This window comes from Niastella sp. OAS944, assembly GCA_024809215.1.
Classification (GTDB): Bacteria; Bacteroidota; Bacteroidia; order Chitinophagales; family Chitinophagaceae; genus Niastella.
In genome coordinates this window covers 433,632-455,262 of sequence record JANUBW010000003.1, presented here as the reverse complement: position 1 = coordinate 455,262, position 21,631 = coordinate 433,632, and the positions used below count along the sequence as shown (strand labels likewise).

Annotated in this window: 20 protein-coding genes; 15 read left to right on the top strand and 5 right to left on the bottom strand. The window is 42.2% G+C overall.

Translation table 11 applies throughout. The features are described 5' to 3' along the window. Positions 1-53: 53 nt before the first annotated feature. The 5 genes from GGD38_RS16455 to GGD38_RS16435 all read left to right on the top strand — a co-directional run bounded on the left by GGD38_RS16455 (position 54) and on the right by GGD38_RS16435 (position 3,349). Positions 54-845: a polysaccharide deacetylase family protein gene (locus GGD38_RS16455; RefSeq protein WP_375297340.1), complete on the top strand. Its 792-nt coding sequence runs from the start codon at positions 54-56 to the stop codon at positions 843-845. A 132-nt stretch (positions 846-977) separates the two neighbouring features. After that, positions 978-1,631, top strand: coding sequence for a DUF6088 family protein (locus tag GGD38_RS16450; protein WP_375297339.1), 654 nt, complete (start codon positions 978-980; stop codon positions 1,629-1,631). Beyond that, positions 1,582-2,412, top strand: a complete 831-nt coding sequence (locus GGD38_RS16445) for a nucleotidyl transferase AbiEii/AbiGii toxin family protein (protein ID WP_375297338.1) — start codon at positions 1,582-1,584, stop codon at positions 2,410-2,412. Before GGD38_RS16450 ends, GGD38_RS16445 begins: the two co-directional genes overlap by 50 nt. Before the next feature lie 60 nt (positions 2,413-2,472). Next, complete coding sequence (locus GGD38_RS16440; RefSeq protein ID WP_375297337.1) at positions 2,473-2,826, top strand: VOC family protein; 354 nt, start codon at positions 2,473-2,475, stop codon at positions 2,824-2,826. Beyond that, a complete protein-coding gene (locus tag GGD38_RS16435; protein WP_375297336.1) occupies positions 2,810-3,349 on the top strand; it encodes a hypothetical protein in 540 nt (179 codons plus the stop codon). The genes GGD38_RS16440 and GGD38_RS16435 overlap by 17 nt, the downstream gene beginning before the upstream one ends. Before the next feature lie 286 nt (positions 3,350-3,635). On the opposite strand, the gene GGD38_RS16430 is transcribed toward GGD38_RS16435, so the two are convergent. Together GGD38_RS16430 and GGD38_RS16425 are read right to left on the bottom strand one after the other, a co-directional pair. Then, positions 3,636-4,154: an exonuclease gene (locus tag GGD38_RS16430; protein ID WP_375297335.1), complete on the bottom strand. Its 519-nt coding sequence runs from the start codon at positions 4,152-4,154 to the stop codon at positions 3,636-3,638. A gap of 19 nt (positions 4,155-4,173) precedes the next feature. Further along, on the bottom strand, positions 4,174-4,905 hold the full coding sequence (locus GGD38_RS16425; protein ID WP_375297334.1) for a protein phosphatase 2C domain-containing protein: 732 nt from the start codon (positions 4,903-4,905) through the stop codon (positions 4,174-4,176). A 101-nt stretch (positions 4,906-5,006) separates the two neighbouring features. Between GGD38_RS16425 and GGD38_RS16420 the strand changes: the two genes are divergently transcribed. The 3 genes from GGD38_RS16420 to GGD38_RS16410 all read left to right on the top strand — a co-directional run bounded on the left by GGD38_RS16420 (position 5,007) and on the right by GGD38_RS16410 (position 8,112). After that, positions 5,007-5,900: a hypothetical protein gene (locus tag GGD38_RS16420; protein ID WP_375297333.1), complete on the top strand. Its 894-nt coding sequence runs from the start codon at positions 5,007-5,009 to the stop codon at positions 5,898-5,900. A 30-nt stretch (positions 5,901-5,930) separates the two neighbouring features. Continuing rightward, the gene (locus GGD38_RS16415) at positions 5,931-6,794 is read left to right on the top strand and encodes a helix-turn-helix domain-containing protein (RefSeq protein ID WP_375297332.1); all 864 of its coding nucleotides are present in this window, start codon (positions 5,931-5,933) and stop codon (positions 6,792-6,794) included. 205 nt (positions 6,795-6,999) lie between these two features. Next, positions 7,000-8,112, top strand: coding sequence for an alkene reductase (locus GGD38_RS16410; RefSeq protein ID WP_375297331.1), 1,113 nt, complete (start codon positions 7,000-7,002; stop codon positions 8,110-8,112). A gap of 15 nt (positions 8,113-8,127) precedes the next feature. Here GGD38_RS16410 and GGD38_RS16405 read toward each other — a convergent pair whose 3' ends face one another. Continuing rightward, positions 8,128-11,061: a triple tyrosine motif-containing protein gene (locus GGD38_RS16405; protein WP_375297330.1), complete on the bottom strand. Its 2,934-nt coding sequence runs from the start codon at positions 11,059-11,061 to the stop codon at positions 8,128-8,130. Between the two features lie 194 nt (positions 11,062-11,255). On the opposite strand from GGD38_RS16405, the gene GGD38_RS16400 reads away from it, so the two are divergent. The 3 genes from GGD38_RS16400 to GGD38_RS16390 all read left to right on the top strand — a co-directional run bounded on the left by GGD38_RS16400 (position 11,256) and on the right by GGD38_RS16390 (position 16,023). Beyond that, positions 11,256-13,007 carry a cellulase family glycosylhydrolase gene (locus GGD38_RS16400; RefSeq protein WP_375303851.1) on the top strand — a complete coding sequence of 584 codons (1,752 nt, stop codon included), beginning with the start codon at positions 11,256-11,258 and terminating at the stop codon, positions 13,005-13,007. 110 nt (positions 13,008-13,117) lie between these two features. Further along, positions 13,118-14,557 carry a glycoside hydrolase family 30 beta sandwich domain-containing protein gene (locus tag GGD38_RS16395; RefSeq protein WP_375297328.1) on the top strand — a complete coding sequence of 480 codons (1,440 nt, stop codon included), beginning with the start codon at positions 13,118-13,120 and terminating at the stop codon, positions 14,555-14,557. A 17-nt stretch (positions 14,558-14,574) separates the two neighbouring features. Beyond that, positions 14,575-16,023, top strand: a complete 1,449-nt coding sequence (locus tag GGD38_RS16390) for a glycoside hydrolase family 30 beta sandwich domain-containing protein (RefSeq protein ID WP_375297327.1) — start codon at positions 14,575-14,577, stop codon at positions 16,021-16,023. Positions 16,024-16,110: 87 nt separating this feature from the next. On the opposite strand, the gene GGD38_RS16385 is transcribed toward GGD38_RS16390, so the two are convergent. Then, positions 16,111-16,593 (bottom strand): hypothetical protein, encoded by a 483-nt coding sequence (locus tag GGD38_RS16385; RefSeq protein WP_375297326.1) that lies wholly within the window; start codon positions 16,591-16,593, stop codon positions 16,111-16,113. Between the two features lie 541 nt (positions 16,594-17,134). Here GGD38_RS16385 and GGD38_RS16380 point away from each other — a divergent pair. Further along, on the top strand, positions 17,135-19,468 hold the full coding sequence (locus GGD38_RS16380; protein WP_375303850.1) for an ABC transporter permease: 2,334 nt from the start codon (positions 17,135-17,137) through the stop codon (positions 19,466-19,468). Between the two features lie 52 nt (positions 19,469-19,520). Here the strand turns inward: GGD38_RS16380 and GGD38_RS16375 are convergent, their stop codons facing one another. Continuing rightward, positions 19,521-20,429 (bottom strand): XRE family transcriptional regulator, encoded by a 909-nt coding sequence (locus tag GGD38_RS16375; RefSeq protein ID WP_375297323.1) that lies wholly within the window; start codon positions 20,427-20,429, stop codon positions 19,521-19,523. Between the two features lie 80 nt (positions 20,430-20,509). Between GGD38_RS16375 and GGD38_RS16370 the strand changes: the two genes are divergently transcribed. From GGD38_RS16370 to GGD38_RS16360, 3 genes are all read left to right on the top strand, one after another. Continuing rightward, positions 20,510-20,752 carry a hypothetical protein gene (locus GGD38_RS16370; RefSeq protein ID WP_375303849.1) on the top strand — a complete coding sequence of 81 codons (243 nt, stop codon included), beginning with the start codon at positions 20,510-20,512 and terminating at the stop codon, positions 20,750-20,752. A gap of 13 nt (positions 20,753-20,765) precedes the next feature. Continuing rightward, entirely contained in the window at positions 20,766-21,164 is a 399-nt protein-coding gene (locus GGD38_RS16365; protein WP_375297321.1) for a hypothetical protein, read from the top strand. A gap of 221 nt (positions 21,165-21,385) precedes the next feature. Further along, a complete protein-coding gene (locus GGD38_RS16360) occupies positions 21,386-21,610 on the top strand; it encodes a hypothetical protein (protein ID WP_375297320.1) in 225 nt (74 codons plus the stop codon). Positions 21,611-21,631 lie beyond the last annotated feature (21 nt).

The window sequence follows — 21,631 nt, the reverse complement described above, 5'->3', positions numbered from 1 at the left end:
ATTTTTCTTAAATTAAGGGTCTGGAATGGGGATCACTGTCAAACCAAAACGAAATGACCATATTAAAAACGATTGCTGCTCTTCTGCTATTCAACAATACACTATACGCTCAACAATCATTGCCCTGGAAAGGGAAAAAATGCGCAGTAGTATTGACCTACGACGATGGGCTCGATGTACACATTACCAACGCGCTTCCTGCGCTTGATTCCTTAGGATTAAAAGCTACTTTTTACATTGCCAATTATATGGGCGGCCTGCAAAAGCAGGTACCAGGCTGGCGGGCAGCAGCGGCCAAAGGGCATGAACTGGCCAATCATACCATGTTTCATCCCTGTGAAGGTGGCAGAGCGGGCCGGGAATTTGTAAATGCCGATTATGACATGAACAATTACTCCATGCGCCGTATCACGAATGAGATCAAGGCCATGAATGCCGTTTTATACGCAATTGACGCAAAGACCACCAGGACCTTTGCTTTCCCTTGCGGCGATAACAAAGTGCACGACACTGCGTATATCGATACTATGCATGATGAATTTATTGCGGCCCGCGGTGTAGTAGGTACAATACCAACCATCGATAAAGTAAACCTGTACGATTTCCCAGGTTATGGAGTGTTCAATCACACAGGCGAAGCAATGATAGAATGGGTAAAGGAGGCCGAAGCCAAACAGGGATTGCTGGTGATCATTTTTCATGGGGTTGGCGGCGGCCATAATATAAATGTTTCCTTACCGGCGCATAGCCAACTGCTACATTATTTAAAGCAACATGAAAAAGACATTTGGATAGCGCCTCTGGCACAGGTGGCAAAGTGGGTAAAGGAGAAGCAGGGAAAGTAGGGGTTTTGGGTGTTTGAAATGAATGATTACATTAGGGTTGCTGTAAGTAGCTGATAGGCATTGTTTTGCGTTATTGGTTATAAGGGTATTGTTATTGCGAAATGTCACCTTTTTTCATAAATTTGTGACAAAATGCAAGCCACACATACACATATTGAGCATGTAATACTGCGACGGAAAGGGGGCGAATTAATTTTCCCTACAGATTTTCGTGGCAAGGGCACGGAGGATGCTATTAAAAAGGCATTATCCAGGCTTACTCAAAAAGGTGTGTTGAAGCGATTGGCTCATGGTATTTATTATATTCCTAAAACAGACCCGGTATTAGGTGACCTTCGGCCTGGAGCAGAAGATGTTGTGAAGATGCTTGCCAAAAAAGAAAAAATACGGGTACGTCCGGCTGGTGCCTATGTGCTTCACCAGTTAGGTTTAACAACTCAGGTCCCAACCAAACTCGTCTACATAACAGATGGGCATCCCCGCCTTTTTAAGTTGGGGAGAATGCAGATCAAATTCAAAGCAACTACGCCTAAAAAGCTATCAACTATTGGTAAGATCAGTAGTTTGGTAATTCAGGCCCTTGAAGAAATAGGGACTGACAATGTTGATGCAAAAACGGAATTAAAACTTTATGAGCTCTTAATGAAGGAAGTTCCAAAAAACTTGAAGCATGATCTTGCACTGGCCCCTGCTAAAGTAAACGATTACATTGTCAAACTTTTGAAAAAGCAGGCAAATGACAGGTTGGTTGACGCTAACAAACGAACAACGAAAAGCGACCATTGATCAGGCAGAACAATTAAGCGGCATTAGCGCCAAGGTTATTGAAAAAGATTGGTGGGTGACACTTACGCTGAAAGCATTATTCAGTTCAATATACTCCAGGTACATAGTATTCAAAGGCGGCACTTCGTTAAGTAAGTGCTGGAGACTTATTGCACGATTTTCAGAAGATGTCGATATTGCGTTATCTCCTGAAGCGTTTGGGATGAAGTATGTTAAATATCCTTCGTTATATACGCCTAGTAGTTATATAGCAGACGAAGTAAAAGTTGAAGCGAGTGTACGATCGCTTCGGACACCATACACAACAGTCGCTATCCATTCTCTTCTTAATGAGCATAATCCTAATCCTGTTTATGGCGAAACACTTTTTGAAGTAGATGCGGTTGAGCCACGAAAAACGTTTCTGGAAAAGGCGTTCCTGCTTCATGAAGAATTTGGAAAACCAGACAGGTCCAGGATCAAATCTGATCGAATGTCCAGACATTTATATGACCTGGGAAATATTATGAACACCCCCTTTGGGCAGGAAGCCCTAAATGATTTCCGGTTATATGATTATATAGTAAAGCGCCGCGAATCATATAACAGAATTTCATGGGTAAATTACAAAAGCCTAAAACGTTCTTCTTTATCATTTATTCCCCCTGACGACCTTATTGATGTGTATCGGCAGGACTACAGTCGCATGCAGGAGCAAATGATTTATGGAGACACGCTCTCTTTTGATGATTTAATAGGGCAATTGAAGAAATTACAAAACGATTTTAGGAAAAATCAATAATCTAAAAATCTACGTTTAAATATTGCAGAGATAAGAGTATATTTAGGGTAATTAACCCTTATGGAACTTCGACTCCTTGTTGTACGAACAACAGATATTGCCCGGCTTGCAGATTTTTATTCTTTACTGGGCTTAACCTTTGACTATCACAAACACGATAAATCCCCTTATCACTATTCAGCTTCAATTGGAAAAACCATCCTAGAAATTTATCCCCTGGCAAAAGGTCAAACGGAAGCCGATAAAGATCTGAGATTAGGATTCGCAGTAAATGATCTTGCTGCAACTATTCAATTGCTAAAAACCAAGCAAACAGAATTTTTATCGGAACCAATGCATACAGATTATGGATTTATGACCATCGTAAAAGACCCCGATGGACGTAAAATAGAATTATATGAGAACCAGTTATAGTACCGTAGTTGTAAAAGTATCAAAGACACCCGGCGAAGTAGCAGCGCAAATTGAAAGATGGTTTTTGTTGTATCACAAAACGGAAAAGACGTCCTTCAGCGGCTCTGAAACATTTACCATTTTTGATCTATTGTCTCCCGAAAAACAAAAGGAGTTAGTAAAACATGTTGAGTTTAATAAACAGGAAATCCCCGTGCTGGTTATGTTCCTCAACAGTAACGAATGCATACTAAATACTACCGAACGATTTATTCATATTGATAATAAAGGAACATCGTCCCTTTATTATACTGAGTTTGATGGCCCCAATGGCTTTAAAGCATTAGGTCCGGGAACTATGGATAATCTTACGGTGGTTAGCATTAAAAAGGAGGGAAAACTGGAAGAGTTTGGTTTGAAAAAGAAAGACGGGGAAGTAGTTTACTGGCCGGTGCCTACAGGAAAGCCGGGATTTGCATTCTGGAATATTACAGACAGGTTCAAGATCATCGGCCGGCGATTTGTAATTAAAAAGAAAAAATAGCTTGTACACAAAAATTTATTGGGTGCATGATTTCGCCAATGGGGCGAAACTTGGCATTATGCCCCGGCCGCGGGGTGATGAGTGGTTAGAACAGAAGCCGGATATTCAGTCGTTATCCATTGCCGAATGGGCATTGGCCGATCCTCAATAATCGCCGGCTCTATTCTGTTAAAGGCAGGTTTTAAAACTGATCAAATCTTACAAAAGATCACTCAGCAAGAGGGCTTAAAGTGCCAGACACCGATCAGCAGGTGCAATGGTTAAGAAGCAGGGAGAACGGTTAACCCTAAAACTTGATCTTCAAATCATACTCCTTCTTCAATGTCAATAACGCTTCGGCATTTCCGCGTGCATCATCAACAGGATTATGCGTATGCTTTGTTTTGCGCAGGTGTTTAAAATTTTGGAAGGTATCCAGCACCACTCCTTTATAAAGGCTGCCCAGGTTCTGAGAGCTAAAGCCAAACGGATTTGAACCCGTGAAATGATGAAAGTACCAGCAGATAAACATCCAGTCGAAACCATTATTATCGCTGATAAAGATCGGCCGGTCCTGGGCCACCCTGCTGATCCAGTTTGCAAATGATTTCATAACAGTTGCAGCATCATCAAACTCCATTGTTTCTTCCCTTGTAAAACCAGAAACGGCTAATGCTTCGGGAATGAATTTATTTGAAATGGGTTTGCATTTACCATAAAAGGTTTTGTTCAGTTGTTCATCAACCAGTACAGCGCCAAATGAGATCATGGAATAGTCGCCGGGTATGGGACCATCGCTCTCTATATCAACCATGATATAAGCCATAAAAATTGTGTTTAAGGTTTTAAAATATTGTTCTGATAATTGCCAGGTCGTCACCTGGCTTCAATCCCCAGTTGTTTTGAATGTCGAGCAGTTTGCTGTTCAACATATTGCCGTTATTGCTTCCTTCGGCATCAAACAACAGGTGTTCTACCACATTGCCCGGGCTTGCATAGGTTTTGTTGTCAAATTTGTTAAAAGTAAATATGCCATCAGTTGCCAGACTGAAGTCCTGAATATGCTGCGCAGCTATCCTTTGCTGTTGGTTGTTGTACCAGCTGTTGAATGCTTCATTTAAATGGTATCCCAAATAATCGGGTTTGTTATCCTGTTCAAATTCATACAGCTGGTTATTGATACATATGAGCCCATCGCCTACGCATAGGAACTCACCTGAGCGGTTTTCTGTATCAATAACGCCCATCAATAAAGTATTCAGTACTTCATCCCTTTCTAACTGAAGTATATTTTTTGCACTGCGTAGCTCCTCAAATAACTGCCTGGTTATTTGTTCAAGAGTTAGCTGTAAGCTTGCTGAGTTCTTTGTTATGAACTCTTTGTAGTTATACTCTTTGCAAACTTTTCTTAGCAATTTACCTGTTAAAGTAGCTGCGAAGTAGCTGTCGGTGCCCATTGTGCAGCCGTCCATTACAGCACAAAGAAGCTTATTCTTTCCAATTTCTGCAGTGATAAAATAGTCTTCGCAATGGTTGGTGTGAAGCTCACCGATTTGTAGCGTAGTATAGATCCTCATTCAGAAATACCATGCAAAATTAGTAAAATCTAAATAATACGCAATAGCCCTGGAAATTTTGCCCGGATTTTACCTATATTCATTAAAACCTGATCTCTTCTATGAACCGTTTATATATGCGAAATTTTGTGTGCATGTGCGCACTTATTACCTTACTGTTACCTGTTATTGCCTTTTCTCAAATTGCAACAAGAAAATATAAAATTGGCGAAAGGTATAAATATAAATTAACCACCGAAACCTGGCGTAATGATAAGTATACTGGCAAAACAGTATCAACTGCCGAACATCAGGTTGTTAATATAAACGGAATATTGTCAGAAGAAATAAAATGGATAAGCAAGATAACTTACAACGGATCTGCTTCTGCTTCGCTCGACAGCATTGCACAGAAAGTAGCGCCATACCGCATTTCGCTTTTGCCCAACGGTAAAGTACTATTGCCTGCATTAACCGTTTCTGAAATGGTAGGCGAAGTTACCGACCTCAATACCTTTTTTGTAGCTGTTGCTCCGGCTTCAAATGCCGGCAAGGTGTCTGCAAAGGATACGGTTTATATTAACAAAGAACCGCGCCAGGGAAATTTTGCCGACAGCGTATTTATCTTATATGGCACAGATTGTATTGAAATGTCGCAACATTTTATAACCTCCGATAAATTAAGTACAACCATTCGTACCGACTTTCTGCCGCCGGCTTCTTTTTGCCTTACTCCAAAACTGGATACCGTTGCAACACAGCTCTATGACCAGCCCAATAACTTTCAAATGATACAAAAGGGCGCAGGTGATAAAGTGAATTTTTTCTGGGGTGTTGAAACGTTTACCATCACTTCCCGGATCGATAATAAAACCGGCGCCATCATAGAGGCCGGTATGGAAAATACATTGAACCTGCAAATGCGGTACAATGCCTCGAAAGATCTGCAATCGTATGCCATACAATTGCCGGTTAAAATAAAAAGGCATTTGAAGCTGGAACTGGTGAAAGAATAATTTCTATATTCTTCCCTAACTTTACCTGCTATGAATCAAAAAATGCTTCACCGGCCTTTTGAATTATACGTAGCCGATATGGAATTGTGGTATGCCCGGCCGTTGAAATATCATTTTTTTGAAATTGTTCAAATTCTCGAAGGCGAAGGTATTCGTGAAGTAAATGAGAACCGGTATCCGTATAGCAAAGGCAGCATATTTTTGTTTACCCCGCTCGACTGCCGGGGTTTTGAAATGAGCACACCTACCCGCTTTTGTTCTATCCGCTTTTCGGAAGTGTTCCTTGGTAAATGTAAAGATGAGCAGGAACGCGGGCGCATTGCCCAATGGCTTCGCCAGCTGGAACATATTTTCTACCATCATAACCGCTTTGAGCGAATGCTTATAAAGGAGGAGGCCGATTGCCAAATGATAAGTACGCTTATTGGCAATATGGTACAGGAGTACGAAGCGCAACAACCTTATTACGAAGAGAACCTGCAACATTTTATTACCCTGGTGCTCAACATTCTTGCCCGTAATGTGGCCGATAGCAAATTGAATGTACCGGCAAACCCCCAGCCAGAGCCGCTTATAAATCGCATGTTGCTGCACGTGCATGAAAATATTCGTAATCCCGAACAGCTGCGCATCAGTCACCTGGCCAGTCATTTTAACTTATCGGCCAACTATGTAGGCGAATACTTTAGAAAACTTACCGGTGAAAGCCTGCAACAATATATTACACAATATAAAATGCAATTGGTGCAACACCGCCTAACCAATAGTGCCCTAACCGTTAGCCAGATCGCTGCTGAACTGGGCTTTACCGACGAAAGCCATTTAAACCGCCAGTTCAGAAAACATAGCGGGGTTAGTCCAATGGAGTTTCGCAAAAACGTGAAATCAATGTGATAATTTGATAATTTGCTAATGTGATAATGCTAAACTTTCGGTCACTCCGCCTTTTATCGCGAGCCTCGCAATAGGGCATTATCTCATTATCGAATTATCACATTAGCTAATTCCTCAACCCCGAATTGTACCGAACAAACCTTTCTTTTTCACTGTTCACCCATGGCCATGGCTGCTAATTTTGACATTAAATAAAGTGTCAATCATGAAATTAAATAAGTTATTGTCGCCATTGGTCACTGATACCATTACTTTAAAAAACCGCGTAGTTATGGCCCCCATGAGCCGTCGCCGGGCGCAGAATGGGGTTCCCAATTCCTCCTATGAATTATATTTTGCGCAAAGGGCCGGCGCCGGTTTAATAATTACCGATAATACAGCTGTAACGGCCAATGGTACCGGCTATCTGAATGTTCCCGGAATTTATAATGAAGCACAAAAAGCAGGCTGGAAGAAAGTGGTTGATGCCGTTCATGCCCGCGGCGGAAAGATCATTGTTCAACTGGTGCACGCAGGCCGTATTGGCCATTCGCTCAATTATGAAGGCAATGAACCTATTGTAGCGCCTTCTGCGGTACAGGCCAGTGGCGTAATGCGCATTCCCGGCGATCTCCATGTGCCTATGCCCGTACCCAAAGCGCTCACTACTGAAGGTACAAAAGCAATGGTGCAGGCGCATATACAGGCTGCTATAAATGCTATTGAAGTTGGTTTTGATGGAGTAGAAATTCATGGGGCGCATGGCTTTCTGCCCGAACAATTCTTAAATCCGCATACCAATCGCCGCACCGATGAGTATGGTGGTAGTATAGAAAATAGAAGCCGGTTTTTGCTCGAGATCATGAAAGGCGTTGTAGCTGCCATTGGTAAAGAAAAGACCGGCATAAGATTGTCGCCTTTTGCGCGCATCAACGACCTGCCTGCTTATGAAGAAGAAGCCGAAACTTATAAGTACGTTATTGACGAATTACAAAAACTCGATATCCTGTACATACACCTTTCGGCCCTGGTCTCTGATGGAAGCTCATCAATACCTACCGCATTTTTGCAAGATGTGCGTAGCCGCTTTAATAACCTGCTGATGCTGGCAGGTGGTTTTACCGCCGCTTCTGCAGAAAATATTTTACAACAAAACCTGGTTAACCTGGTGGCTTTTGGTAAACCTTTTATTGCCAACCCCGATCTGGTTGAACGATTCAGAAACAATACCGAACTGGCTATTCCCGACCCCGAAACATTTTACCAGGGCGGCGATGCCGGATATATTGACTACCCCGCTATTCACACAAATGAACGATCACACTGTGCTGCCCTTTAACCGGGCGCACAGTGGTTAATCAATTTCCGAATGAAAGTTCAACAGGAAGTTAACCAGGTTCACCTCGGGTTGAATGCCTAATTTCTTTCTTAAGCGGTGGCGCCCCAGCTCAACGCCCTTTATGGTAATGTTCATGATCTGCGCAATTTCTTTACTGGTTAAATTCAACCGTAAATAAGCACATAATTTAAGATCGCTTGCTGTTAAATTGGGATACACGCTTTTTAATGATACCAGGAAGTTGCTGTGTACTTTATCGAAGTGTACGGCAAATTGCTCCCAGTTCTGTTTCATTTTTTCGTCGCCCAGCATACGCAGGATCTTTTTATAATCGGTGTTATCTTTATCTACTTCACTCGATTTTTTCATGCGCACAAACTCTTCTTTCACCTTCATCAGCATTTCGCCTTTTTGCACAAGCGTAAATGTGGTTGATGCAAGCTCTGTATTTTTTACCTGTATTTCCGATTGCAGCTTTTCATTTTGTAAACGAATGATCTCTTTTTCGTTTCTTTCCAGCTCCAGCTGATGCAGGTACATCAATTGCTTTTGTTCTTCCTGGTGTTTTTCTATTTCCAACTGGTGCAAATATTCCATCCGCCTGCGCTCTTCATCGTGCTTTAGCTGTTGCATAATGAATTTTTTCTTCTGCCATTTGTAAATAGCATATAAAAGCAACAGCGCTAAAATTGTATAGATCGAATAAGCATATGTGGTGCGATACCAGGGCGCCAGAATGGTAAACCGGTAAACAGCTACTTTCGATTCCTGCCCCTCGTGCGTTCTTGCCTTTATTTTAAAAGTGTAAGTGCCGGGTGACAGGTAGGTATAATCTTTTTCGTTTTTCTTTGTCCAGGCACTCCAGCCATTGTCATAATCTTCCAAAAAGTAAGCATACTCTATGCTGCCCTGTTTGCCATATAATGGCGAAGAATAGTCGAAGTGTACTGAGTTCCAGGCATATTTTATTTCGGGCGTTTCATCCATTTCTGTGTTGATATATCCACCGAAAATGGTGCTGTCTCTTTTATTTACAATACGTACATCACTTATGTGTATGGGAATATCTTCTTTAAATTGTTTGTACTGGTCGTAATTCACCAGGTAAAAGCCCTCTTCGGCTGCAATGAAAATATTATTACTGTTATATGGATAAATATATTCCAATCCATTTCCTGTGATCTTTCCATTGAGCTCGGGTATATAAATAATGCGCGGTTGCTTGCCGCTTAGATCGGCAACACCCAGGTGCCGGTTGTGCACAAACCAAATATTGCCATTGCCATCTTCTTTCATATACCTGATGGGCGCTTTGGGCAATATATTTTGCAAAAATTGCGAAGGTTCAAAATCGCTGGTCCTGGTATTGTATTCGAATATGCCTTTGTCGTTGCTAAGAATTATGCGGCCCTTTATTTTAAAAATGTGATTGTTGTTATTTGAAACAATTCCTTTAGTGTCTTTATACGGAACATACGTAGGGTTAACGCCCCCATTCAATGTTATTTTATATAATCCTTTATAGGGGTGTGCCGCCCAGGCAATTGAATTATCAAGCGCCACAAAACGGGCCGATTCAAAATGTGAATGTATTTGTGGATTGGTAAAACGGCCATTCTTGAAATTATAAAAATTCAATCCATTATAAGTACCTGCCAATACTACCGGCGACGGCGACACATTACTTAAGGGAAGAAACATCCAGAAGCCTGAAGTGCTATCTATCATTTTGGTAACGCCGTTCTCAATTACAAAAAAACCATCGTTGTGGCCCATTACCAGTTGTCCGTTCAGTTCACTCAGGTTCCACACCTGGCCTTTAGGCCCTTTTATTAATTCGAATTTACTTTTTATCAACCCTATTTCCGGTTGTGTTGAAATAGCTGTCTGGTAAACTCCATTCGAGGTACCTATGTATAAATGGTCTTTAAAAATGATGGCTGCTTTGCCGGCGCTTTGTTCCTGGTAATCGGGGTAAATATGTTTTATGGCATTGTTATAAGCGATGAAATCGATGCCATTATCGAGGCCCAGCCAAATATTCTTTTTGTTATCTATAAAAAGGCTCAGGATGTTATTGCTTTGCAGCCCGTCTTGTTTTGAAAGCCGTTGTACCAGCTCCCCTTTTTCATTTATTATAAAACAACCTGCCAGGTTGGTGATAATAGCTATCTGGTTTTTATCTATCACGGCGGCGCTGTAAGGGTTCTTTTCATTTATCAGCCGCATGTCGGGGGTGTTAAAAGGAGTTATCTGTTCCTTGTATAAAATATACGACCCGTGGTGCTTGGTAAGAAGTAATGAACTGTCGCCTGTAATGGGCACAATGGCAGTGATCTCGGCTTTCTCAGGAAAATAATCGGCTTTGGAAAAAGGTACCCATTCGCCGTTTTGAAACTGAAGCAATCCTTTTTGCCAGGCTTTTGTAATAAGTTTATTATTATGTAGCCCCAAAAAGCTCCAGGCTGCATTACCATAAACCGTGATCTTGTCGTTCTCTAATTTGAATATTTTGCGGAAGGCTCTAAAGAAAACGGCATTTCCAACTGGAACAACATTCCAGATATCGGTAAAGTCTTTTTGATTTTCAGGAACGAGGTTGTTTAAAGAATGGTACTGAAGCTTTCCGTTCTTATCGGGTCCAAAAAAACCTATTTCACCCTGCGACCCAATGTAAATGCGGCCATCGTTTCCAACGGCTATCGAACGTACCCCTGTGCCGCCGGGTAAAGTATATTTCTTCCAAAAACTTCCGTCAAAACTTAATAGTCCTTCATCGTTGGCGGCGTAAATAATACCTTTTTTATCCTGAACGATCTTCCAGTTTTGAGTGCCGGCATTATATACCTGTTTGGGATAATTAATGATCTCTGGCAGGGCAATGGTGTTTTGAGTAAACCCATTGAATACTCCAAGGCAACAAATCGATAACAGCAGTTTTCTCATCATGACAGGCAATTGAGGGCGATAGAAGAACTAAGGTAAGTAAATGATAGATATGATAGAGGGGGCCGATGTGGTGTTAATAGGGTAAAGTAATTGTTCTTTAACCTCTTATGTTGTTTTTGATGTGGTAATGATGTGGTGATAAAATGAAATTTTTTAAATGGTAGTTCTAATTTTAGCTACCCAAAAAATGCCCCATGTTTAAAAACAAACCGATTCGCTTGCTTTTCCTCTTACTGATAATTATAGTTAAACAACATCAATCCAATGCCCAGGGTCTTTTAAAGGTCAGCGGTAAACAAATAGTGAATGAAAAAGGCCGGAACATAATTCTTCGTGGAGTTGGTTTAGGCGGCTGGATGTTGCAGGAAGGGTATATGCTGCAACTAAGCGGCTTAGGCATGCAACATAGAATAAGGGCACAAATGGTTGAACTTATTGGTGAAGATAGTACCCGCACATTTTACGATACCTGGCTGGCAAACCATACCCGCAGAATTGATATCGATTCTATGAAGGCATGGGGATTCAACTCTGTTCGTCTTCCCATGCACTATAACCTGTATACGCTGCCGGTTGAGCAGGAACCTGTTGCCGGAAAGCAAACCTGGCTGGAAAAAGGTTTTCAAATGACCGATAGCCTGCTTGCCTGGTGCAAAGCCAATAACATGTACCTTATTCTCGATCTGCACGCCGCACCGGGCGGACAGGGAAATGACAATAATATTTCTGACCGCGACCCCGCCAAACCATCGTTGTGGGATAGCGAGGCCAACCGTCTGAAAACGATAGCGCTGTGGAAAAAGCTGGCAGAGCGTTACACCAACGAGCCATTTATTGGCGGCTACGATATTCTTAATGAACCCAACTGGGGCTTTGCCGATTTGGTAAATGATAAGAACGGCCTTAACGAAAAAGGGAATGAGCCCCTTAAGCAATTGATGGTGGATATTACCAAAGCCATTCGCGAGGTTGATACAAAACACCTCATCATAATTGAAGGCAATGGATGGGGCAATAATTACAATGGCATATTACCACCCTGGGATAACAATATGGTACTAAGCTTTCATAAATACTGGAATTTCAACACCCAAGAAGCCATTCAACATATACTCGATACAAGGGAGAAATACAATGTGCCGGTATGGTTGGGCGAAACCGGTGAGAATTCAAATGTGTGGTTTACCGAAGCGGTGAGGCTGCTCGAAGCCAACAATATTGGCTGGGCCTGGTGGCCACTAAAAAAACTGGGCAATAATAACCCAATGCAGGTACTGTCGAACAAAGATTATGATAAGGTACTTGCATACTGGTCAAAAAGAGGACCGCAGCCTTCAAAAGCGGAAGCATATAATGGATTGATGCAGCTGGCAGCAGCCACACGCCTGGAGAATACCATTATAAAACGCGATGTGCTGGATGCACTGTTCCGGCAGCCTTTTTCGAGATCCACCCTTCCATTTAAAACCCATGTCATAAAAAATGGTGCTGAAGTAAAAGCTGTTGACTACGACCTGGGTATAAACGGCGCAGCCTACCAGGACACCGATACGGCCGACTACCACATTTCAAATGGAAAACGGGGTGGCAACCGCGGCCGGGTATATAGAAATGATGGCGTTGATATTACCACCGACCCTGCAGCCCTTAATAGTTACATTGTAAACCATACAGCTGCCGGCGAATGGTTACAATACACACTCGATGTTGTACAGGGCGGCAAATACAAGGTGAAGCTTAATTACAATGCTAACAAGGAAAACGGCAGGCTCTCTTTATATGTGAATAATAGCAATACCAAAAAGGTAACAGTGCCAAAAGGTAGCGACTGGCAGGCCCTGGAAATAAATGATGTAGAATTGAAAAAAGGCGCCAACACCCTTCGCATTTATATCGATTCCGGTGAAATGGACCTCCGTTCCTTACAGTTTACTACCGTTAAGTAATAAATCAATAGTTGATGTGGTAATGTAGTGGTGCCTTTTTAGGCCGGGGCACATCAACAGTATATTTTTAGAATGCTGATTTAATTAACTAACAATTGACTTGCGCTAATATGTGTTTTAATGTAGGATTCTGGTTGGTATGGCTAATGCTCGCCGGCGGTTGCAAAAGGAGCAATGATGCCGAAAATCCACCTCTTACCCCCGACCCAGACCCGCCAAAAGCTACCACCGCTGTAAGTTTGTATGTAACCAATGGCGACAAAACTTTGCTTTTTAGAAAATCGAATGATGTGCTGGTGTTTTCAGGTACGGGCACTGCAAGCACAACTATTGAAGTAGACTCCGCCCAAATTTTTCAAACGATTGATGGCTTCGGGTATACATTAACAGGCGGCAGCGCTACCCTGTTGAATTCGTTGCCGGCCATTACACGTGATCACCTATTGAAAGAGCTTTTTTTGTGGGACAGTACAAACATAGGCGTAAGTTATTTGCGCATCAGTATCGGCGCCTCTGACCTTAGTGATTCTACCTTCTCCTATGACGACATGCCTGCTGGCGAAACCGATGTTAATCTAACGCATTTCACCCTCAACAAAGAAAAGCAGGACCTGATACCCATTCTGAAAAAGATCGTTGCACTAAACCCTTCAATAAAGATCCTGGGATCGCCCTGGTCGGCCCCGGTATGGATGAAGACCAACGGCAGCTTTAAAGGCGGTAGTCTGAAACCCGAATATTACGCAGCTTACGCCAATTACTTTGTAAAGTATATACAGGCAATGAAGGCCGAAGGTATAACCATCGACGCCATTACCCCGCAGAATGAACCGCTGCATGGTGGCAATAACCCAAGCATGGTAATGCAGGCAACGGAGCAGGCTTCGTTTATTAAAAATAACCTGGGACCAGCCTTTGCAAGCGCCGGCATTAACACCAAAATAATTACTTACGATCATAATGCCGATAAGCCTGAATATCCGCTGGCAATATTGAACGATGCAGCGGCCAAACCTTTTGTCAATGGCTCGGCCTTTCACTTGTACGGCGGCAGTATTTCGGCGCTTAGTACGGTACATAGTGCGCACCCCGACAAGCATGTTTATTTTACTGAACAATGGGTGGGTGGCCCCGGCGATTTTGCCGGCGATTTGAAATGGCATGTGGAGAACCTGATCATTGGCGCCACCCGTAACTGGAGCCGTAATGTGCTGGAATGGAACCTGGCGGCAGATGCCAGCTACAAACCACATACTACCGGCGGTTGCACTTCCTGTTTAGGGGCGCTCACCATTAGCTCCAATGTAAGTAGAAATGTATCGTATTACATAATTGCGCATGCCAGCAAATTTGTTCGTCCCGGTTCGGTACGTATAGGTTCTACCAATGCCGGTTCACTGGCAACGGTGGCATTCAAAAATCCTGAGGGTAAAAAAGTGTTGATCGTGCTGAATAAAGGAACAAATACCGAATCATTCAACATAAAGTTCAATGGCAGTATGGTTACCTCACTATTGAAAGGAGGCGCTGTAGGAACCTATGTATGGTAAATAGAAAAATAATTATAATGAAGAAAATTGCTGTCCCGTTTTTAATTCTTGTTACCCAAGCAGCTGTTGTGAAGGCGCAACAAACCGGCACTAAGAAAAACTATAAAACCGTTACCGTTTACACCACTGCCGATAAAACTGATTACCGGCTTTCAAAAACAAACACCCTAACCCTTACTCCGTATGGCCAGCCCCTGGAGACTCAGCCCTGCGTATTTATTGATGCAACGCGAAAATTTCAAACCATAACAGGTATAGGCGGCGCCATTACCGACGCCAGCGCCGAAACATTTGCAAAGTTGCCTGCTGCCACACAGGATGAATTGATAAATGCTTATTACAATCCGGAAAAAGGGATCGGTTACTCACTGGTGCGTACGAATATTAACAGCTGCGATTTCTCAAGCGATACGTACACGTATATTGCCGAGAACGATGCCGCGCTGAAAACGTTCAATATTGCGCATGATGAGAAGTATCGTATACCAATGATCAAAAGGGCCATTGCTACCGCCGGAAGAAAAACACCATTATTTGTTAGTCCATGGAGCCCACCCGCCTTTATGAAAGACAACAACAACATGTTGCAGGGCGGAAAATTGAAAGAGGAATTTAAACAAAGCTGGGCCAATTATTTTGTAAAGTACATTAAAGCCTATGAAGCCAAAGGCATTCCTGTGTGGGGACTAACCGTACAAAACGAGCCCATGGCCAAACAACGCTGGGAATCGTGCATCTTTACTGCTGAAGAAGAGCGCGATTTCATAAAGAAGTATTTAGGGCCTACATTACAACAACAGGGCCTGGGCAGTAAAAAGCTGATTGCGTGGGACCATAACCGCGATCTGTTGTACCAGCGGGCAACAACTATTTTAAATGATGCTGCCGCTGCCAAATATGTTTGGGGTATTGGTTTTCACTGGTACGAAACCTGGACCGGAAGCGCTATGCAATTTGAGAACCTGAGAAGAGTGCATGAAACGTTTCCCGATAAGAACCTTGTGTTTACAGAAGGCTGTGTTGAGAAGTTTGATTTGAACCGCATCAACGAATGGTCAATTGGCGAGCGTTATGGCTTTTCACTGGTGAATGATTTCAACAGTGGTACCGTTGCCTGGACCGACTGGAATATTCTGCTCGATGAGAACGGTGGACCAAACCATGTTGGTAACTTTTGTTTTGCGCCGGTACATGCCGATACAAAAACAGGTAAGTTGATTTACACAAATGCCTATTATTACCTGGGGCATTTTTCAAAGTTTGTAAAAGCCGGCGCCAACCGTATTGGTACGGCCTCGAGCCGCGATAAACTGTCTGCAACGGCATTTATAAATCCTGATGGTAAGTTGATAGTAGTAGTGTTAAACCTGTCGAACGATGCGGTAGAATATAATTTGTGGTTACAGGGCAGTGCTGCTGCTGTTAATAGTTTGCCCCATTCAATTACAACGCTGGTTATTGAGTAATACACTGATCGCTATAAAAACAAGAGAGTCCCGCCTTCAAGGCGGGACTCTCTTGTTTTTATATATTACTATCGGGTAATTGGTTTCTTATTGTGAAATGTATGTGGCGTTGAACTGGCCATTAGTGATAACCGTGCTGTCTTTTGCATTTGACCAGCTATAAAGTACACCGCTGAAAGTGCCGGCAATTTTTTTACCTGATTTGTCAAAGTTGGTAAGTTTTAATGTGCCGTGCGCATTGTAAGCAAAGTCCATAAACATAGCATTTCTCTTATTGTCAGAAAAGGCAATATCTACATCGTCAAAATCATACGCCGTATTAACTTTAAGGGTATCCGGTACTGAAACTATAAAGTATGATGAATCCTTGGTCAGGTCGCCTTCAATATGGATACCACCGTTAGCAGCAACGGCTGTTACTCCTGAAAAATCATAGGTTGTGCCGTCTATGGTTGCACTTAATGGTTTAGGGCTGTCGTCTTTATCTTTTTTACAGCTGGTTACTACAATTGATAAAGTAAGGGCTACAACAGCAGACATTGCCAGGAACTGGCGGTTTTTGGTTTTCATAACTTTTTTTAGGTTTGTGGACTAAGAAACGGGTTAGTGTAACCTTTATTGTTGTGGTTTTTTAGCGTGGATTGTTACTGTATAGTATACACGGTGCATTTTCGCTGTTTTTTATACCTGCGAACTATAAATGCATTCAGGTTACGGTGCACGGTTATTGCCTAAAACAACACACTTATTGCTTAAACTGCACACTTATTCGTTGGGCTTGCTATTACCAAAAAAAAGTGGCACCTTGTGCGGTTAAGCCTGGAAGGTGCCAGATATTATAAAAAAAAATTTAATTTTTTTTAAAGAAAGCTTCTGTTCCCATCTCTTATTTTACCTGGACTGCGAAGTTGTCTTGTTTGGTATTCACGAAACATAAAATGCATTTCCTGCCTCCTGCTTTTGTATTATTCCTTTAAAAATGAACACTGACTGTAACATTAGCGTACACAAGCATAAACCAGTCTAACTATAAGTTGTTGGGTTATAGCGTGTAAAAAACTGGCATTTTTTAGGTTGGCATCTTTTGCCGCAGGCGCCATAAAAGGAGCATATGATCAAAAACTATTTTAAAACTGCTTTCCGCAATCTGTTTAAAACCCCATTACTTTCTTTTATTAATATAACAGGACTGGCATTGGGAATGGCCGGCGCTGGTTTGCTTTTATTGAATATCTATTATGAAATAAGCATCGATCAGTTTCATGAGAAGAAAGACCAGGTTTTTAAAGTATATAATAAAACCTCTGTAAATGACCGCCTGATCTGTCATGACCATAGCCAGGCGCCACTGGGACCGGCCATGCAAAAGGAATTTCCGGGAATAAAACAGATGGCCCGCATTGCCAGCACAGGAAAGCAGGTGGGATATAAAGATAAAATGCTACAGGCTAATGGTTATTATGCCGATGCGCCTTTCCTGAACATGTTTAGTTTTCCTTTATTGGCGGGGAGCAAACAGGCAGCGTTGAATGACAAGCATGCAATTGTTATTACTGAAAAGCTGGCAAAAAAGATCTTTGGTGAGGAAGATCCTTTGAATAAAGTGATCCGTTTGGATAATACCCGCGACGTTACTGTATCTGGGGTGCTTAAAGATATTCCAATGAACAGTTCGCTGAAGTTTGAATATCTGTTACCCTGGGAAGATAATAACGATAAATGGGATATTTATTTTGCAAACACTTTTGTTGAGTTGAATAAGGCAGAAGAAGCAGGTACTATTGATAAACAGATAGCTGATATTATTAGCAGGCACAGTAAAAATGAACAACATTCCCAGGTGTTTTTACATCCTGTAGCAAAAATGCATTTGCAGGGTTCGTTTGATGAAAAGGGAAAACCGAAAACTCAATCCGAAATATATTTCCTGAGTGTACTGGCTGCAATAATGCTTTTAATAGGCTGTATAAACTTTATGAACCTTAGCACGGCACACAGTGGAAAACGAGGAAAAGAAGTAGGCGTTAGAAAGATAATGGGCGCGGTAAAGAAATCGCTGATAGTACAGTTTATAACAGAATCAACCTTACTGGCTTTTATTGCAGGTTGCGTAAGTTTACTCATTGTTCAGCTGGTTTGGCCCACATTCAGCGCCATGGCTAAAGTTAGAATAGATATTCCCTGGCATTTACCGGCTTTCTGGTTGTCGACGCTGACGTTTATTTTGTTTACCGGAATACTGGCGGGCAGTTATCCTGCTTTTTATTTGTCGTCATTTAAACCGGTTAAGGTATTAAAAGGCGTATTCAGCAATAAGGCGTCGTTGATAACACCACGGCGTATATTGGTAGTGGTTCAGTTTGTGCTGGCCATATTCCTTATGAACTTTGCGATCCTTTTTCGCAAACAGGCCAGTTTTACCGAAAACCGGGAAATGGGATTTGGAAAAGATGGATTGATCTTTCAGTCAATGACAAATGATCTGCGAAAAAACTTTGAAGCCGTTGAGCAGGAGCTAATGAGTACCGGTTTGGTAACATCTATTTGTAAAAGCAATTCGGCAATAACAAGGTCTGGCGGCGGTATAAGTGGTTTGGAATGGAATGGCAGGGACGATAATAAATATGTTTCATTTGGTTTGTTTACTTCCATTGGCGGTTTTGTAAAAACGAATGGACTTACTTTACTGGCCGGCCGGGATATAGACTATTATAATTATAAATCCGATAAAAAATCCTGCGTTATAAATGAAAGCGCTGCTAAGGAATTAGGTTTTGCCAATCCCGTTGGGCAAACCATAAAGGAAGATAACCATACCTGGAATATCATTGGCGTTGTAAAGGATTTTTATCAAAGCTCGCCAGGTGAATTATCTAAACCCGTAATGATAAGATATGGTACAGATGATGGAACGATCAATATAAGAATGCAAACCAGCAGCATATCGTTGCAGGGTATCAGCAAAGTCGAAGAAATATTAAAAAAGAATAACCCCGGTTATATTACCGACCTGCAATTTGCCGATGAGGATGTGGCCCGTACTTTTCAGCAACGGAAGAATGCATCCAATTTAATAAACTCCTTTACATTGATAGCCATATTTATTGCCAGTATGGGATTGTTGGGACTTACCGCCTACATGGTTGAAATGAGAAGGCGTGAAGTTGGTATAAGAAAAGTGCTGGGCGCCAGTGTTGCTAAGATAACTAGGTTGCTGGCGAAAGAATTTGTAAAGCTTGTAGGCATTTCGGTGCTCATTGCTTCGCCGCTGGCCTGGCTGTTTATGAATTACTTTTTACAGCAGTTCAGTTACAGAACAACAATAAGCTGGTGGATACTGCCGGTAACGGGTATTATTGCTATAGTCATTGCAATCGCTACAATCAGTTTTCAAACAATTAAAACGGCGATAGCCAATCCCGTGAATGCGCTAAGAAGTGAGTAACAACGCAAGAGAAATGCACATGAAATAATCAGTTGGGAGAAAAGACGCCAGTCTATTCTCCCATCTTTTGTTTCAGCATGGCCAGTTCAGCTTCTATATTTACCAGGCGTTTGTAAATTTCACCGGGGCCCGGAAGTTGTCTTGTCCAACGTTCAACCACATACCATATTTCAGCCACTTCATCCATATCCATAACTATGGTGGGAAATTCACCGGCGTGGTTGTTATCGCTTTTTACAATGATCTTCCCTTCGTGGTGGCGGTTAATAAGACGTTTTATCAATACACCCTGTGTGCGGGTAACCAATACATATACGCGATCATCACGAACTTCCGAAATGTCGGCCCAGCGGGCAATAACACGGTCGGCATCCTGCAACGTGGGGAACATGGAGTGGCCTTCTACTTCAAATATGCGGTAAGTGCCGTTGGTATAACCAGGCAGCCGGTAAGCCGATAACGATTGAATAAATTGCGGATCGCCATACCCCAGCATGTAACCAGCCCTTGCTTTCACCGGTACATATATTATATTCTCTTCGCCCTGGCTATCGATCGTGACAATTTTTGGGGCTTGAAAACGCCGATAGGGGTATAAGGTGCTGCCCACCACAGAAACCGGCAGGTCGTCATCTACAGGCGGTTGATACTGCCGCACCACGGAAGTCACATTGCCCCCAACCGCGCCATTTTTTTTGTCACGATCGTCATTTTTCTCATCATTTCCGCCTTTTAATTCGACAAGGCTTTCTTTCGACAAATCGAGGCTGATAAGCTCATCCATTGAGATGTCGAAAAATGAGGCAATTTTTTCTAATGTGTTCAAGTCAGGCTCAGAATGGGTTGTTTCGTAATTCGAAAAGGTATTTCGCTTCAAACCCAGTGCTGTAGCCACTTCTGCTTGTGTCAGTCCTTTCTTTTTTCTTAAAAAAGAAAGGTTCGATGCAAAAAAAGTTGGCATAAAGTAAAATTTTCTGCCTCAAAAATTGGTAATGTCAAAAAATGAGGCGTATATTTGCTGTATCGAAAAACGATACAAATATGCATGAGGCTAAAAGTAGGCAAAAAATCGAGGAATCAATGCTCCGGCGGCGCGATGTGGCTGCTTTGGTGGCAGAAATTCACGGTGTTACGGCCGATCATGTCAGAAAAGTGGTCAGAGGTGATCGAGAAAATGAGCAAATTCTGGCAACCTACATGCACATAATTGAGAACGATAACATGTTATTAAGGGCTGCAAAAGATGTTGTGCCTTTTAAACAAGACCTGAATCCTGAAGCATGAAAGCTGCCTGATCATGATCCATTTATTTATACAGAATGATCTGGCTCCCCATCTCAAAGCGCAGATATGCCATTTACTCAAGTGGGACGAGCTGCAGTATGGAGAATTTCAGTTTCAATGTGGCTGTTTGTATTTGCAATATTATATATCAAAAGATCCTGTGGCTATTGATGAAGTGTTACTCCATCGCCTTTATTGGAAATGGTGGAAGTACGAATGGCTCGACAGAGATTATGTTCTTGCCGGCACCCTGGTGAAATGTGACAAACTTTCTATAGAAGAGAAAAGGAGGCTGTATCGTAATTGGCACGATGCACGCGTATTAGCCGATGAGTGTTCGCCGGTAGGATTAATTATGAGCAACGGATATAAAAAAATGATTAGCGAAATAATAAAATCGGAAGTGTTATGAATATACTCACAAGAAAAGAGCTATCAATCGTAAGTCTAGTAATTACGCGTGCTCAATCGGAAATTCAAGAACAAGCTGGTATTGACGTAGTGTTGGTTCCCCGCTATTCGAATAAACGAGTGGAAGATGATGTGAGGCAACTGTTTGAGTCAATGTGTGAATGTTGGAATGTACAACTTTCATGGGTAAGTGATAAAAGCAGAGCAAACGACAGACCTGTTATGAGAAAACTATTATGGATGGCAGGCAAAAAGCGTTTTCCACAGATCTCTTATTGCGTGTTGGCTAACCTTACAGGAGCAACCGACCACGCTGGAGTAATTAAAGGAATTAGAAGCGGGTACGACTGGTTACGTGTACAGGACGAAAAGTTCCTGAAGTATTACGAGCCTGTTAAAAGCTATTTGATGGAATTAGAAGAAGAGCAGGTATTAAGCGTGCATTAGTACGGTGGCAGAAGAACCCAC

Excerpts from the sequence above, each read along its gene's own strand:
- GGD38_RS16420 (WP_375297333.1), top strand. The coding sequence starts at position 5,007 with ATGAACCGTTTATATATGCGAAATTTTGTGTGCATGTGCGCACTTATT.
- GGD38_RS16405 (WP_375297330.1), bottom strand. The coding sequence starts at position 11,061 with ATGATGAGAAAACTGCTGTTATCGATTTGTTGCCTTGGAGTATTCAAT.
- GGD38_RS16360 (WP_375297320.1), top strand. The coding sequence starts at position 21,386 with ATGAGAAAACTATTATGGATGGCAGGCAAAAAGCGTTTTCCACAGATC.
- GGD38_RS16385 (WP_375297326.1), bottom strand. The coding sequence starts at position 16,593 with ATGAAAACCAAAAACCGCCAGTTCCTGGCAATGTCTGCTGTTGTAGCC.
- GGD38_RS16410 (WP_375297331.1), top strand. The coding sequence starts at position 7,000 with ATGAAATTAAATAAGTTATTGTCGCCATTGGTCACTGATACCATTACT.
- GGD38_RS16365 (WP_375297321.1), top strand. The coding sequence starts at position 20,766 with ATGATCCATTTATTTATACAGAATGATCTGGCTCCCCATCTCAAAGCG.
- GGD38_RS16430 (WP_375297335.1), bottom strand. The coding sequence starts at position 4,154 with ATGGCTTATATCATGGTTGATATAGAGAGCGATGGTCCCATACCCGGC.
- GGD38_RS16425 (WP_375297334.1), bottom strand. The coding sequence starts at position 4,905 with ATGAGGATCTATACTACGCTACAAATCGGTGAGCTTCACACCAACCAT.
- GGD38_RS16435 (WP_375297336.1), top strand. The coding sequence starts at position 2,810 with ATGAGAACCAGTTATAGTACCGTAGTTGTAAAAGTATCAAAGACACCC.
- GGD38_RS16445 (WP_375297338.1), top strand. The coding sequence starts at position 1,582 with ATGACAGGTTGGTTGACGCTAACAAACGAACAACGAAAAGCGACCATT.
- GGD38_RS16390 (WP_375297327.1), top strand. The coding sequence starts at position 14,575 with ATGAAGAAAATTGCTGTCCCGTTTTTAATTCTTGTTACCCAAGCAGCT.
- GGD38_RS16450 (WP_375297339.1), top strand. The coding sequence starts at position 978 with ATGCAAGCCACACATACACATATTGAGCATGTAATACTGCGACGGAAA.
- GGD38_RS16370 (WP_375303849.1), top strand. The coding sequence starts at position 20,510 with ATGCATGAGGCTAAAAGTAGGCAAAAAATCGAGGAATCAATGCTCCGG.
- GGD38_RS16395 (WP_375297328.1), top strand. The coding sequence starts at position 13,118 with ATGTGTTTTAATGTAGGATTCTGGTTGGTATGGCTAATGCTCGCCGGC.
- GGD38_RS16400 (WP_375303851.1), top strand. The coding sequence starts at position 11,256 with ATGTTTAAAAACAAACCGATTCGCTTGCTTTTCCTCTTACTGATAATT.
- GGD38_RS16440 (WP_375297337.1), top strand. The coding sequence starts at position 2,473 with ATGGAACTTCGACTCCTTGTTGTACGAACAACAGATATTGCCCGGCTT.
- GGD38_RS16455 (WP_375297340.1), top strand. The coding sequence starts at position 54 with ATGACCATATTAAAAACGATTGCTGCTCTTCTGCTATTCAACAATACA.
- GGD38_RS16415 (WP_375297332.1), top strand. The coding sequence starts at position 5,931 with ATGAATCAAAAAATGCTTCACCGGCCTTTTGAATTATACGTAGCCGAT.
- GGD38_RS16380 (WP_375303850.1), top strand. The coding sequence starts at position 17,135 with ATGATCAAAAACTATTTTAAAACTGCTTTCCGCAATCTGTTTAAAACC.
- GGD38_RS16375 (WP_375297323.1), bottom strand. The coding sequence starts at position 20,429 with ATGCCAACTTTTTTTGCATCGAACCTTTCTTTTTTAAGAAAAAAGAAA.